This is a genomic window from Cohaesibacter gelatinilyticus (assembly GCF_900215605.1).
In the GTDB taxonomy this organism is placed as follows: Bacteria; Pseudomonadota; Alphaproteobacteria; order Rhizobiales; family Cohaesibacteraceae; genus Cohaesibacter; species Cohaesibacter gelatinilyticus.
Genome location: NZ_OBEL01000001.1, coordinates 60,098 through 74,904, shown reverse-complemented (window position 1 = coordinate 74,904; position 14,807 = coordinate 60,098). Strand labels below are relative to the sequence as shown.

Sequence of the window (14,807 nt, the reverse complement as noted above, 5' to 3'; positions counted from 1 at the left end):
TATATGGCACCGAAACTCTCATTGTGCATCGCACCATAGCACGACAATTTGTGCATTGCAATAATTATTTCCGCATGCGCGAAAAACTAGATAACCTGCCTTTATGGCAAACACGTGAAACAACTTGAGACTTTCGTTTATTGGCGAATTATTTTGCACTGCAACATACAAAATTCCAAAAAAATAACCCGTGTCGGAAAAGAACCAAAGTCATCATTATTAAGCTGGAACATTAACCAAGAGCATGCATTTCCGCCGCTGTTGGACGGCTAGATATGGATTTGCGGGTCATAAACCGGTATTAACAGACTGTTAAGGACTTGTTGGATTGGCTTTGCCATTGACTGGTCCAATCTGTTCGCCCGGTTTAAGAGCTAATCACAAAGCCGGATGCAAACAAAGAATCGTGGTTCTGCCTATTCTGCCAACAGAGCGGTTGCTGCTACTTCGATAAATGACGAGACGACCAAGACCGGATCAAAGGGGAAATCATGCCTGAAGTTACCACGGCCTCCCATATCATGCCTTTTTTGGCACTGACAGCTCATCCAGCAATTGGTGCGGTTCTGCTCGATCCTCGTCCGGCCTGGGTGTGGAATCATGAAGGCAATCGGATTATCTGGTCCAATGCTGCAGGACTGGCATTCTTTCAGGAACGGGATATGCAGGCATTGCTGGATCGCACCTTTGGCGATGTTCACCCTGCCCGCCGTCATCTGGCCCGCCTTGCTCTAAATTCACGCCTCAACGCGCCACTTCTGGATCGCTTGCGGTTTTTCCTTGGCGTTAGCGCCGTCACGACCACTTGCCTTTGCAAGCGCCTTGAAGTGGAAGGTGAGAGCATGGTTCTGGTCTTGGCAACAGATGCGGACTTGCCAAAGCTTGACGAAGAACAATCTGCATCCCGTCTGGTAGAGGCATTGAGCCCGCATACATCCGTGTTATCAGCAATTATGGATGGAGATAGCAGAGTCTTGGCGGCCTCTTCCGGATTTGAAAGTCTGGTAGATTTCTCTGAAGATATCGATGCTCTTCTGAGCGGTTCTGATGAACCGACAGGCCTTGCAATTGATGCCTTGAAGGAAGAAAACCCTCAACGAATAGGTGGTGTAGCACGAGTAGGAAGTGGTCTCGACGCCCGCTATTTGCTGATCGTAGCCAATCAGGATGACGACACCATCGACGAGGTGGATTTCAGCGCACTTGAAGAAGACGATACCAGCGGCCCCTATATCAGCGATGAAGTCATGGCTCGTGAAGCAGACATCTTTGACATGTCAGCTCACGAAGTCAAAAAAACTTTGGAGAGCAAAGCTGATCAACCTTCAATGCTGGATCATATGGATACTGTCTCTTTTGCTCAAGATGGCGAAGCAGATAACACACTTGAGAGTGCACACAGGGATGGCAAAAAATCTTCCGGTCCGCACTCCAGGGAAACATCATCCAATATTGTGACGCTGCCTTTTGCTGCTGGCTCTCAAATTTCATTTTCCAATCCATCCTTCACCGATGACACACAGCCTGATTCCGGCAGTATCGTTACTTCCCTTGAAGACCTTGAGGAGGAAAGCATCAGCGCACCTTCCAAGGATGAAGTGGCCAGCGAAAACAACGATGACGGCACAGATAACAATCAAACCTCACATGAAGAGGAAACTGACAAGGCCAACTTTGCATTCGACAAAGATGGTGGGCCTTATCACTTCGTTTGGGAAAGTGATGAAGTTGGTCGTTTCTCTTTCATCTCCAAGGATCTTGCTGATGCCGTTGGACCAGATCATGCAGCCATTGTCGGGCAAAGCTGGGATGATTTGGCACAAAATCTGGGCATGGATGAAGACAGGCAAATTTCCACTGCTTTCGCAGCAAGAGACACATGGACTGGTCTGACCGTTAACTGGCCTGTTCAGGATAGTGATGTTGCAGTTCCGGTTGAGCTGACCGGACTTCCCGTTTTTGGTCGCTTTCATGGATTTCAGGGGTTTCGGGGTTTTGGCATTTGCAGAACTCATCTGGCGGTACCATTTTCATCAACAACAATTCAGCCAATTGTTTCGCCTGATACGGACGAAGAGACCATTGTTGAAGAAGATGACACATCAGCTTTGAGCCATGATGATCCGCTTCTGTCAGATGATCTGATGAGGGCTGCAGATCTGGCTGTCAAAACAGCAGGGGCGGTCGTCTCAGGTGACGATTTCGCGGAAGACCTGATTGACGGGCCACCCGATGACGAAGCCACCCAAAAGGTTGCCGCCGCCATGCATGATCTGTTGGAAGAGGAGGACTTTGTTGCTGAAGTGGCTCTCTACGATAACGATGAGATCACTGATCTTGATGACGATATGGCTGCCCAACATGCAATTGAGGGAAATGAAGTTGCCATTCCAGACACCCTTTCCATGACGGAAACAGATTGCGACGGTGACATTGCACCGGGTCTCGAACCAGACGAAGAAGATTTGTCCCATCTCAGCAAAAGTGAACAGGATGCTTTTGATCAGATCGCGGAAGCATTGGTTGATGAGGAAGAGGCGCCTCAAAATCAAAGCGAGCAAATCCCTGAAGAGCTGGATGAAGAGTTGATAGCTCACGCTGATCCAGGGCCCGAGGGAAGCCCGGAAGACGATGACAGCGGCAATCATGACATGTTGCTTGCTGCGGCTGGCGCTGCGACAGCACTGGGCGTTAGCCTGCCTCATGACCAAGGGGAAATGGACGTAAGCATTACATCAGACGAGCCAACTGAACAAGCCTCCGAAGAACGCTCGGAAGCCAACATCCTGCCTGAGAAGAAAGACAAGAAAAAGAAGAAGAAACACAAAGCAGCGAAGGCCAATGATGCTGACGCTGGTGATGAGGCACAGGATCAGGAAGCACCCCTTGATAGGACAGATTCAGAACTTGAGCTGAGCAAAGCAGAAAAAAAACGCATGAAGGCGGAGAAAAAGCAGCGCAAGGAAGAAAAGAAACTCAAAGCCAAGAAACTGAAAAAAGCGCGCAAACGCAAGAAAGCGCGCAAGGCTGCGCGTTTGGCAATGTTGCGAGAAAAAGAGAATGGGTCACTGGTCGACGATCAGCCTGGTGCCAACGTCGCACCATCTGACGATAAAGAAGATCGCAATGGCGATCTGGCTGACAAGGCTGTGCTGACCACAACAGCCGCTGGATTGATCGGTGTTGTGGCTACCGGCAACAACCTAGGCGCACAAGATGATGTCTCGCAGGAAACGGATGATTCTTCTTTCCCGCAAGCAAAGATATCATCCGAAACATCGGAAGATGACGCTTCTCTCTCTCGAGAGTTGGCGAGTGCACAGGCCAATACCAGTATTGCTCCTCCTGAGGATGAAGCATCATCCTATCAATCTTCCGACCTCGAAACGATGAAGAAGTCAGAAGAGCAAGATGGTGATAATACGGATTTCTTGGAAGCTCCAACAGATGTGACTGATGACATGATCACAGCAGATGCTCCATCTATCGCTCCTATAGAAATCTTGGAAATTTCTGATTCCGATCAGGCCGATCTCTCATTGAATGAAATCGAACCATCCAGCGAAAACGAAGAGGCCGCCGCTGTAGAAACATCCATGGCAACTGAGGGCCCAGGCTCATCTGAACCTTCAGACCATGAGAAGATGGATGAAGCAGCCACTAACAACGATGATGATGCTCTCAAAAGTGCAGCATCCATCGCTTTCCGCGATATTCTGGCGATGGACCCTGCATTTCGCCATCTGCATGGCTCCAAGTCCGAGGATACGCGTCTCGAGGAAGATGCCGGAAAAGAAGCCATGCGTCGCCGCAACAAATCCGGTCCGCGCTTTGAGGCGCTTCTTGGAGGACTTGATCAAGGTGACGATGCAAAGACAGACCAGAGCACGCCAGCATCTGAAGACACAATCATGACGCATGATGGCGGTTTTGATAGTGTTGAATCAGCTGATATCATGGAAGAAACAGTCGATACTTCCAATGTTGTATCGCTAACAGATCAAGAGACTGATCTGACTGATATTGATGGTGAAAACGACAATTTGGTGGACTTGTTCGCTGATAATCTGCAATCGAAAAGCCATCCGATCCATGATGTGATTGACTTGGCAAGCCATGCTTCTTCTCTAAATGATGATAGTGGACCAAACGAACCAGTCCTGGATGTTGTTGAGAAGGGAAAACCAACCAAACTGGATGTTGCCAAGCTGGCCCAGGCAGATACAGGTTCAGAAGCGCTTGCTGCAATTCTGGACAAGGTTCCTGCCGCACTTATCGTTTCGGCCAACCAATCTACTCTTTATGCGAACAACAAGGCGTTGACATTGCTTGGCTTTGAAACCCAAGAAGCTTTTGAAGCGGCAGGAGGCATGGAATCCCTGTTTGGAGGTCGTCCCGGGGACTGGCTGACCAAGACCGAGGGGCTTACAACTCTGCGCAAGCAAGATGGTGTGCCCCTATCTGCTGAAGCCAAGGTTTCTTCAATCCAATGGAATGGCGAAGCCGCAGCCATGCTCTGTTTTGGCGAGGCAAAGACAGAAACACCAAGCATAGGCTTATCCGAAGAAGATGAGAAGATTGCCGAATTGGAAGCCATTCTGGATACTGCCACCGATGGTGTTGTGGTGCTTGATGAGCGTGCTGGTATCTTGCGCATGAACCATTCTGCGGAAGCTTTGTTTGAGGTGGATCGCCACGAGATGGCGGGAGAAAGCTTCCTTGATTTGCTTGCAGAAGAAAGCCACAAGGACGCGATCGATTATCTGGATGGCCTGATGGCCAATGGCGTTGCATCCGTTCTCAATGATGGACGTGAGGTGATTGGGCGCGTTTCAACTGGTGGTTTAATTCCGCTTTTCATGACCATGGGACGTGTGGCCATTCCCGGCACCAACCGCTTCTGCGCGGTTGTGCGCGATATTGCACAATGGAAACGCGCAGAAGAAGACCTGTTGGCCGAAAAACGTCGGGCGGAGAAAGCCAATAGCCAGAAATCCGACTTCTTGGCCAAGATCAGCCATGAAATCCGTACACCTCTCAATGCCATCATCGGTTTTTCCGAAGTGATGATGGATGAGCGTTTCGGTGCTATTGGCAATGAGCGTTACAAGGATTATCTGAAGGATATTCACACGTCAGGTAGCCACATAATGAGCCTGATCAACGATCTGCTCGATCTTTCCAAAGTCGAAGCCGGCAAGATGGATTTGTCCTTCCAGGCTACCGAACTGAATGCGCTCATTCAGGAAAGCGTTGGCTTGATGCAACCTCAGGCCAATCGTGAGCAAATCATAATTCGCACCTCGCTCGCCTCCAATCTACCTGATGTGGTGGGAGATGCTCGCTCCTTGCGCCAGATCATATTGAATCTGCTTTCCAATGGTGTGAAATATACGCCAGCCGGTGGTCAGGTCATCATCTCGACATCCTACGAAGAAAATGGCGAAGTAATCCTGCGCATTCGCGATACAGGCATCGGGATGAGTGAGGAAGAGGTTACAACTGCGCTCGAACCATTCCGTCAGGTTTCTTCCACCTCCGGCAAAGGCGGGCCTGGCACAGGATTGGGGCTTCCTCTGACCAAAGCCTTGGTGGAAGCCAACCGAGCACAATTCTCTCTGGTGAGCGCCAAGGACCATGGCACTCTGGTCGAGATCACCTTTCCCAACGCTCGGGTGCTGGCAAGCTGAGTACCGGCAGGATCAAAATCATAAAATCAAAAAAGAGCCGCTTGTTCGTGCGGTTCTTTTTTGAGAACCCGCTCCCGAAGAGTAGCAATGCTTTTCAAACAAGACCTCACTTCAACATGAAACCGTATTATTCAACAGCTCCATCAAGCCTTCGTGAAAAGAAGAATGAACAATAGCCTGAGATAGAAAATGCTCTAATCTGGCCACACTCATTCTTCGATCCATTTCAGGCTGGCCACAAAATATGAGCAGTATTTCTTCCCCCAAACGCTCCAATATCGTTCTCGTCATTGCAGATCATGTCGCTTTTGCGGGACATTATCGGGCACAATTTGATGGCGCTTATGATTATCACTGGCCAAATCTGGAACGCATCGCCAAAGATGGTGCTTGGTTTGACAACGCCTATGCCATTACTCCGATCTGCACCCCCTCCCGAGCCTCCATGCTAACGGGAAAACGTGCAGACAAGCATGGCATGCGTTGGAATTGCGAATATCCAATTCCCGATAATAGAAAGGAATTTCGCGAGGATGAAATTCTGTTTCCGCAAGCCTTGGCAAGTGCTGGATATGATTGCCATTATTTTGGAAAATGGCATTGCGGTACCAATCGGGGGCCGGAGGATTACGGCATCAAGGGCTGGTCCCTGCCTGAATATGGCAATGTCTATCGCTCTGATACCTACAAGGCTTATCTTGAGCAACTTGGGGAAGAGCAGCCCAAATGCCGGATTGATCATCACCTCATGCGGCCCAAACTGGATGGCACCGAGGTGTTGATGGATCCGGACGAACCCTGGGATTATATGGACGGAGCGGGTGTGCTTCTTGGTAGTCCTGAAGTTCAGGAGCAGTTTTTTGTCACCAATCTGGCTTGCGAGCAATTGCGCAACCTGGCGAACGAAGAACGTGAGGAGCCGTTCTTGCTGGTCACCAGCCTATGGGGGCCGCATCATCCCTATTATCCGTCACAAGACTATGCCGATATGATCAACCCTGACGATATCGCTCCCTATCCAAGCTTTGCCGAAGATCTGAAAGATAAACCCCTTCGCTATCGGATACATAGGGATCTACGCTGTTTGCATCGTGCGTCGGAGCGTTGGAAGGATTGGAAAACATGGCAAACAGTTCTCGCTCGTTGCTATGCAGCTGGTTTGCAGACAGATGCTGCTATTGGTCGCCTTTATGATTGCCTGAACGAGACGGGATTAGGCGACGACACCCTTTTCATTGTCACAGCCGACCACGGGGATGGAATCGCGAGCCATGGCGGTGGTTGGGACAAATATTCCACCTTCACTGAAGAAGTCGGACGCGTCCCTCTTGTCATGCATTGGCCCGGCACCATCGAACCCGGCAGCAAGGTTGCAGATCCTGTCAACCTGCTCGATATGACCGCTACGATGCTGAATGCCGGTGGCGTTGATCTGAATGATTTGCATCCTCTGGGGCTTGATGGAGAAGATCTCCTTCCATTCATCAAAGGTGAGACCAGCCGCAGCGTCATGATTTGCGATCATTTTGGCCATTCCGGCGATGTAAGCTATCAGAAGATTCTCTATTCCGAGGGATGGAAATATGTCTCTGTCTGGGGAGACGATGACGAGCTTTATGATTTGAACACTGATCCGTATGAACTCACCAACCGGATTGAAGATCCGGTAACAACTGAGCGACAGAAACAGATGCGTGATTTGATTATCAGTCATCTGGAAAGTCGACGTGAAGAACGCGCCAATTGGCATAAACCGGAATTTCTTGAACGTGGCATCGTCTTCTCCTCTCCTGAATGGCCAAGGGAAGAGACCTTGCATCTATTCAAGTTGAAAACCCAGCAAGGCTATGAGACCTGACATATTGGTTGCTTCAATCGTTTCACTTAGCCCCAAGCCCGAGCGAGACGCTGACAGGCTTCGATCAGTGTTGTTCGAGCCAATGGTGCCGTGAGGCAAAGACGGAGACCGTCGCGCTGCATACGGCCAGCGCAGAAGGTACTGGCAGGCACCACTTCCACACCATGAGCACTTGCGGAGGCTGCAAGCCATTCGCCGCTCGGCATGCCTTGTCTGATATCTATCCATAGATGCGGAGCTGCGGGAGCCTTGCCCAAAGCAGGAACCTCCATCAGATTGGCAAGTTTTCGTCTCACCATGATTTGACGTGCCCGCGCTTCCTGTCGTTGCCATTCCATATGATCTTCAACAGCGCCTGTTTCTATCCATTGGCAAGCAAGTGCCAGCATGAGCGGTGCAGTCATCCAACTTGTCGTATGAACCAGTTCATCCGTCGCGATACCTGGAGTGCGCCTCTCATCCAGCATTGAAATAACGAAGCCAAAGCGTGGCCCCGGTGCAACCAGCTTGGAAAATCCCCCGACCAGCAAAGAGCGACCCGCAAGGTGAAGACTGAGAGGTGGATCGGAGGTAAATGCTCCATAGACATCTTCCTCAATCAGGGTCAGATCCAGTTGTTCAACACAATTGGTAATCTCACGCCTTCTCACAGGCCCCATATTGGCTCCGGTGGGATTTTGTAAAATGGGGCTGGCTACGAGAACCTTTGCACCGGATGCTCTTGCTGCACGATCCAAATCTTCCGTGATCAATCCCTCCTCATCCATAGCCACAGGAATAAGTCGAAGCCCCAGTTGTCGGGCTGTTGCTTTCATGCCGGGAAATGTGAACTCTTCGACCAGAACTGCTGTATCGGGCTTGGTGATCATCTGCAAGGCAGCATAAAGAGCTGCCTGTGCTCCGGCGCATGGAAAAATATCGCCAGCTCTCGGGTGGAAACCACGGGATTGATAGAATTGAATGATCGCTTTTCGGCAGCGCTGCAGCAAAGCAGGACTGTGATAGTCCATCAATTCTGCAAGATTTTCTGTTTCCATCAGATCGTGCAAGGCCTGACGTACATCATTCTCCTGCAAGGCTCTGGCAGGAATATTGGTTGACAGATCAATCGCATCACCACCCTCAAGCCCCGACCTCCCATGCCCGGGGGAATAAAGCTGCGCTTCTACGGCACTGGCCAGCACAAAAGTGCCTCTTCCCACTTCGCCCGCAATCAAATGCTTCCTCGTGGCTTCTCGATAGGCGTCGGTTACCGTCGAGAGATTCACCCCCAAATCCCAGGCCAAATCTCGCTGAGTGGGCATCTTGTCGCCCGGTTGCAAAAGCCCTTGTGCAACATCATCTTCCAATGCTTGTACGATCGCCCGATATTTCGGCCCCGAATAAGGAGACAAATCCGGAGACCAAATACCCTTTTGATCCACCACGCACTTTCCTCCAGTTTCGCGTTGCGTACAATTGACCACTATTTTGTATGGGAGACAATAATTTTTATTTCCCATACAATGATTGCTTTGAACCATACAATTAATTTTGCCATGCTGCAAGAAAGCAGCCCTTTTCCAGCTGCACCTTTGATCGCCATGCCAAGAGGTTTGCCATGTTGTCTCGTCGTGATTTTGAAAAAGCAGAAGATCTGATTTATCGATCAATGCCAGCGACCCCTTGTTATAACTGGCCTCTTCTTTGCGAAGCGGTGGGGACTGAAGTCTGGATGAAACATGAAAATCACACACCGACCGGAGCCTTCAAAGTACGCGGTGGACTGGTTTATGCTGCACGTCACAAGGAGCGGTTCCCTGAAAGCCTGGATCTGATTTCTGCTACTCGCGGCAATCACGGTCAAAGCCTTGCCTTCGCGGCTCGTGAGCATTGCCTGCAGGCCACCATCGTGGTTCCACATGGCAACTCACTTGAGAAGAATGCCTGCATGGCTGCCTTTGGTGCTCAGCTGATTGAAGAGGGCGAAGATTTCGACATTGCAGTTGGTGCTGCACGTCAGCTCTCAGAAGAGCAAAACATGCATATGGTTCCGGCGTTTCACGAAGATCTGGTGGCTGGCGTTGGCACTTATGCCTATGAAATGATGCAGGCTCATGCCGATTTCGACACCGTTTATGTGCCAATCGGCAAGGGGTCTGGTATCTGCGGAATGATCACTGCTCGTGATGCGTTGGGTTTGAAAACCAAGATTGTTGGTGTGGTTTCCGAGCGGGCTGATGGGTATGCAAAGAGCTTTGAAGCGGGAAATTTGCAGAATGCCGATCGGTCCGACACATTTGCCGATGGTATGGCTGTTCGCTGCCCGGATCCGGATGCGTTGGAGATGATCCTCAAAGGTGCAGAGCGTGTAATACGTGTTGGTGATGATCTGATTGCCGAAGCCATGCGCCTTATCTATCGCGGCACCCATAACATTGCCGAAGGTGCGGGAGCGGCTTCACTTGCTGGTCTTTTGAGCGAGAAAGAGCAAATGAAAGGCAAGAAAGTCGGTACCGTGCTTTCTGGTCAGAATATTGATGCCGATATGTTTGCAGGCGTTCTTTCAGGAAAAACCCCGACCGTTGTTTGATGACACTGAGGTGGGCAGCCAGAGCATTTTTGATCAATTCGAAATGCTCTGGTCTTTTTCAAGCAATTTTTCGGAAGCGCTCTTTCCTCATGCGAACTCTTAGCCGAAAAGTCTGCAACTTTTCGGGAGCGCGCTTTCCTCATGCGAACTCTTAGCCGAAAAGTCTGCAACTTTTCGGGAGCGCGCTTTCCTCATGCGAACTCTTAGCCGAAAAGTCTGCAACTTTTCGGGAGCGCGCTTTCCTCATGCGAACTCTTAGCCGAAAAGTCTGCAACTTTTCGGGAGCGCGCTTTCCTCATGCGAACTCTTAGCCGAAAAGTCTGCAACTTTTCGGGAGCGCGCACTAGATACACCTTCCGCCATCGACTTCCAGCGCCACACCGGTGATGAAATTGGCTTCATCACTGGACAGATAGAGCGCAGCATTTGCCATATCCTGTGGACTGGAAAGACGTCCAATGGGGATGGAGTCCTTGAACATTTCGCGCTTCTCTGGTGTATCTTCTCCCATGAACAGATGCAGCATGCCGGTTGGCCCTGCAACAGGGCAAAGGGCGTTGACGCGAATTTGCTTTGGTGCCAACTCCACGGCCATGGATTTGGTCATGGAGATGGCAGCACCCTTTGAGCTGTTGTACCAGACAAGACCAGGACGCGGGCGCAGACCAGCAGTAGACGCCGTATTGATAATGACACCACCACCCTGCTCTTCCATGATCGGGACGACGCGTTTTGCAGCCAAAAAGATGGCTTTCACATTGACATCAAAGATGCGATCAAAAGTCTCCTCATCGACATCCAGCATGGGCTGATTGCGATGGGTGAAGCCTGCATTATTGATCAGGATATCCAGGCTGCCCAATTCAAGTGCCGCTTCCACCATCTTGTCGATATCTGCTGCCTTGGTCACATCAACGCCAACTGCAACGCCACCAATTTCATCAGCAACCTTTTGAGCGCCCTCATCATTGAGGTCTGCAACCACAACCTTCGCTCCTTCCTGAGCGAATCTGCGCGCCATACCTTCGCCGAAGCCTGAGGCTGCACCTGTGATAATAGCAACCTTGTCGGCCAGACGCCCCATTGCTTTCTGATCTGTCATTATATTTGCCCGTTATCCGTGGTTCATGACAATGGTTTTGGTGGCTGAGAATTCATAAAGACCTTCAAAACCCTTTTCCCTACCGTGCCCGGATTTCTTGAAGCCACCAAAGGGCAATTCGATGCCGCCACCTGCGCCATAGCCATTGATATAGACCTGTCCAGCGCGAATGGAGCGCGCCAATCGCATGGAGCGTGCCGCATCTCTTGTCCAAAGTCCTGCCACCAATCCGTAGGGCGTGTCATTGGCAAGCTTTACGGCTTCTTCCTCATCACTGAAAGGCAACATGGAGAGAACCGGACCGAAAACCTCCTCTTGCGCCAATGCACTGTCGCTTGGAACCGGCCCAAACAAGGTGGGCGCAGCATAATAGCCCCCTTCCGGTGCATCTTCAGCAATCTTGCCAGCAGCCAGCACCGGGATATTTGCATCATCTGCCAGATCCATGAATCCGGCCACGCGTTCAGCCTGATTGCGGGTCACCAAAGGCCCCAGATCCGCATTCACGTGATGGGCATTGGCGACAAGATTGTCAAAACGCCTGACCAGATTCTCCAGCACTTCATCCCATTTGTCTTTGTGCACCAACAAACGCGATCCAGCGGAACAGGTTTGCCCGGCGTTCTGAATGATCGCATTGGTAATTACAGGCATGGCAGCCTCAAGATCCGCGTCATCAAACAGGACTTGCGGGCTTTTGCCGCCAAGTTCCAAAGTACAACCAATATGGTTGCCTGCAGCGGCACGCTGAATAAGCGTCCCAACCTCCGGGGAACCGGTGAAAGTGATGAAATCCAACCCCGGATGAGAGGCAAGCAAGGCACCGGCTTCCTCGCCTGTGCCCGTCACAACATTGAGAACACCTGGCGGCACACCTGCTTCCAATGCCAGCTCTGCTATACGCAAGATTGATAGACAGGCATCTTCCGCTGGCTTGATCACCAGACAATTGCCCATTGCAAGTCCGGCTCCGACAACGCGCCCCATGATCTGCGCTGGATAATTCCACGGAATAATGGATCCGACGACGCCATGAGGTTCACGCAATGTCATGGCCGTAAAGCCGTTGGGGAGCGGTATGGTCTCCCCATGCACTTTGTCTGCGGCTCCCCCGTAATATTCAAAATAGCGCGCCGTTGCGGTAATGTCAGCTTCTGCCTGACTCAGAGGTTTACCAGTGTCGCGACTTTCCAGTGCTGCCAAATCTTCAAAATTGGCATGAATACGTTGCGCCAGATGGCGCAGAATTCGACCGCGTTCCAGAGCTGGCATACGTGACCACAAACCATCCTCGAATGCTCGTCTTGCCGCATCAACTGCTGCATTGATATCTTCCAGTCCAGAGTGAGCGATCATGCAAAAGGTCTTGCCGTCAGAGGGGCAGACCATGTTGATGACCCGCCCGGTAACAGAAGGCTCGAATTTGCCATCAATCACATTGCTCCAGGTGCGTTCCTGTGCGATCACTCTTGAGCGATTGGCAAGATTATCAGAATGGTTTTCGAATTCTGCGAGATCAACCATGGCGGAGAACGCCTTTCAGCTGGAAACAGTAAGGTGGGTTATTTGCATTTCGAGCGAAGTTTGGCCCTGTTCTGGACAAAGGGCAAGCTCTTGCAGAACGACCTGTGGGTTTCCCCATTTCGTCTCCCAAGTCATATTGAAAAGGTGCTCTGTTGTTGATCTTGGTTTCTGAGGCAGCAATTCACCTAGAAGAATAACTCCGGCTCACTCAGCATAAGATGCTGGATGAGGATGATGGTTTTCATGTCTCGGAGTTTGCCTTGCAAAACCGCTTCCCCCAACTCATCCAGTGCTATTTCCTCAACCTCGATATCTTCACCTTCGGCTTCCAGCCCGCCTCCATTGCCGATTTTGTCTGTCAAGCTATAGCTCGCCAGAAAGTGATAGGGTTTTTCGGTCAGCGAGCCGGGACTAGAATAGGCGTGTGCAACGAGATAAAGACTTGAGAGTTTGAAGCCAAGCTCTTCTTCCCCTTCCCTTACAACTGCCTGTTCTGGCGTTTCCCCTTCATCGATGAGGCCAGCAGCCGCTTCCAGAAGCAATGGATCGGTCTCCCCTGTGACAACCAATGGAACGCGCAATTGTCGCGCCAACAAAGCCACGCGACGCTCACGATCAACAGGGAGAACACAAACCACACGGCCATGATCGTGCACTTCACGAGTCATGGATTGGCGCTTTGCATCACGGCGTGTGAAGGCAACTTCAATGGCCGCGATATTGATCCAGCTTTTCAGCAGAGATGTGCTTCGTGCCAGCACTGCCTTTGCACGATAAGTTGATGGCAGGAAGCGGTCATTGGGTTTTTCATACATCGTCTTCCATCCATTTCCATCACATGTCTTCAGATTTAATCATTACAGCCAGATCGATCTCACGCCGGGAAGCTTGAATCATTTCTGCGTCGATTAACGCAAAACCAAACAGTTTTTGCTAGACTAGCCGCAACGGGATGTTGTGCAACATTCAAATGATGGATTTACCGATATTGTATGGAGCAGGATTTGGTATCTGCCTTTACATCACTCTTCATGCTTTTGTATGACAATAGCGAACCGGACCGAACCAGCAATAGATGAGCGACAACATGAAACTTGACGATTTGCGTCAAAAATTGTGGGACAATTATGCGCAAATGTCGCCGCAGATGAAAATTGCTGCCTCTTATGTGCTCGAGCATCCGGGAGATGTTGCATTCAAATCTGTGCGCCAGCTTGCAAAAGCCGCCGACGTTCATCCATCAACCATAGTACGCCTTGCTCAGACTGCTGGCTTTGCAACCTTCGAACCATTTCGCAAGGTTTTTCAGAATGCTGTTCAGAGCAAGGAACTGCGGTTCGAAGATAGAGCGGCAGCCCTGTTGCAAGAAGATGCCCGATGGGGAGAAGAAAGCCGGGTCTTTCTGGAAATAGGTCAAGCGACCTTATCCAATCTGAAGAGCCTGTTTCAACCAGATACCCATAAGGTGGTCCAGCAGATTGCCACTGCAATCCTGTCTGCAAATCGGGTTTATGTCGCTGGTTATCGCTCTTCTTTCGCCTTTGCTCACTATCTGGCCTATGCAGGGAAAATTGCTGTACCATCCATCCAATTGCTGGAAAGCCCGGATGGATCGCATTTCGATATTCTGGGTCAGGCGGATAGCCGGGATCTGATCATTCTATTCACTTTCGCTCCTTATGCTTCCGAAGGCGAGCGCCTGCTCACAGTTGGCAAGAAAAGAGGCTGCAAGGTCATCGTTATTACCGACGTCATGTCCTCTCCAGCCGTGCCTCATGCCGATATGGGACTGTTTGTCCCCATGGGTGGACCGCAATTGCTACCATCTCTGGTACCTGCTGCATCTGTGTGCGAATTGATCCTTGCTGAAGCGACCAAGCAAGGTGGGCATAAGGTCGTGGATAATCTGAAACAGTTCCGCGAACAGGTCCATGCGGTCGAGGGTTATCTTGCTCCACTTGAGCCCAGGGATTTTGAGTGATCGGTTCATCGCCACCCGCTTAAGACTTTATTCATCATGATCACAAAAGCCGCCATTTGAGCGCTTTGGCAGCACGCGCT

Annotated in this window: 8 protein-coding genes; 4 read left to right on the top strand and 4 right to left on the bottom strand. The window is 50.6% G+C overall.

The genetic code is table 11. The features are described from left to right. Positions 1–491 precede the first annotated feature (491 nt). Together CRO57_RS25050 and CRO57_RS00295 are read left to right on the top strand one after the other, a co-directional pair. Positions 492–5,690, top strand: a complete 5,199-nt coding sequence (locus CRO57_RS25050) for a PAS domain-containing sensor histidine kinase (protein WP_244579979.1) — start codon at positions 492–494, stop codon at positions 5,688–5,690. 244 nt (positions 5,691–5,934) lie between these two features. Continuing rightward, positions 5,935–7,548 carry a sulfatase-like hydrolase/transferase gene (locus CRO57_RS00295; RefSeq protein ID WP_097151428.1) on the top strand — a complete coding sequence of 538 codons (1,614 nt, stop codon included), beginning with the start codon at positions 5,935–5,937 and terminating at the stop codon, positions 7,546–7,548. Between the two features lie 26 nt (positions 7,549–7,574). On the opposite strand, the gene CRO57_RS00290 is transcribed toward CRO57_RS00295, so the two are convergent. Beyond that, positions 7,575–8,975 (bottom strand): aminotransferase-like domain-containing protein, encoded by a 1,401-nt coding sequence (locus CRO57_RS00290; protein ID WP_170955878.1) that lies wholly within the window; start codon positions 8,973–8,975, stop codon positions 7,575–7,577. A gap of 173 nt (positions 8,976–9,148) precedes the next feature. On the opposite strand from CRO57_RS00290, the gene CRO57_RS00285 reads away from it, so the two are divergent. Further along, positions 9,149–10,120 carry a threonine dehydratase gene (locus CRO57_RS00285; RefSeq protein WP_097151426.1) on the top strand — a complete coding sequence of 324 codons (972 nt, stop codon included), beginning with the start codon at positions 9,149–9,151 and terminating at the stop codon, positions 10,118–10,120. 343 nt (positions 10,121–10,463) lie between these two features. On the opposite strand, the gene CRO57_RS00280 is transcribed toward CRO57_RS00285, so the two are convergent. From CRO57_RS00280 to CRO57_RS00270, 3 genes are all read right to left on the bottom strand, one after another. Next, positions 10,464–11,204 carry an SDR family oxidoreductase gene (locus CRO57_RS00280; RefSeq protein ID WP_097153106.1) on the bottom strand — a complete coding sequence of 247 codons (741 nt, stop codon included), beginning with the start codon at positions 11,202–11,204 and terminating at the stop codon, positions 10,464–10,466. 30 nt (positions 11,205–11,234) lie between these two features. Then, a complete protein-coding gene (locus tag CRO57_RS00275; RefSeq protein ID WP_097151425.1) occupies positions 11,235–12,746 on the bottom strand; it encodes an aldehyde dehydrogenase family protein in 1,512 nt (503 codons plus the stop codon). A 185-nt stretch (positions 12,747–12,931) separates the two neighbouring features. Continuing rightward, positions 12,932–13,561, bottom strand: coding sequence for an NUDIX domain-containing protein (locus tag CRO57_RS00270; RefSeq protein ID WP_097151424.1), 630 nt, complete (start codon positions 13,559–13,561; stop codon positions 12,932–12,934). Between the two features lie 272 nt (positions 13,562–13,833). On the opposite strand from CRO57_RS00270, the gene CRO57_RS00265 reads away from it, so the two are divergent. After that, entirely contained in the window at positions 13,834–14,727 is an 894-nt protein-coding gene (locus CRO57_RS00265; protein ID WP_170955877.1) for a MurR/RpiR family transcriptional regulator, read from the top strand. Positions 14,728–14,807: the final 80 nt, after the last annotated feature.

Bases quoted from the DNA above. Each gene is read 5' to 3' on its own strand.
- CRO57_RS00295 (WP_097151428.1), top strand. From the start codon at position 5,935: ATGAGCAGTATTTCTTCCCCCAAACGCTCCAATATCGTTCTCGTCATT.
- CRO57_RS25050 (WP_244579979.1), top strand. From the start codon at position 492: ATGCCTGAAGTTACCACGGCCTCCCATATCATGCCTTTTTTGGCACTG.
- CRO57_RS00275 (WP_097151425.1), bottom strand. From the start codon at position 12,746: ATGGTTGATCTCGCAGAATTCGAAAACCATTCTGATAATCTTGCCAAT.
- CRO57_RS00265 (WP_170955877.1), top strand. From the start codon at position 13,834: ATGAAACTTGACGATTTGCGTCAAAAATTGTGGGACAATTATGCGCAA.
- CRO57_RS00280 (WP_097153106.1), bottom strand. From the start codon at position 11,204: ATGGGGCGTCTGGCCGACAAGGTTGCTATTATCACAGGTGCAGCCTCA.
- CRO57_RS00285 (WP_097151426.1), top strand. From the start codon at position 9,149: ATGTTGTCTCGTCGTGATTTTGAAAAAGCAGAAGATCTGATTTATCGA.
- CRO57_RS00270 (WP_097151424.1), bottom strand. From the start codon at position 13,561: ATGTATGAAAAACCCAATGACCGCTTCCTGCCATCAACTTATCGTGCA.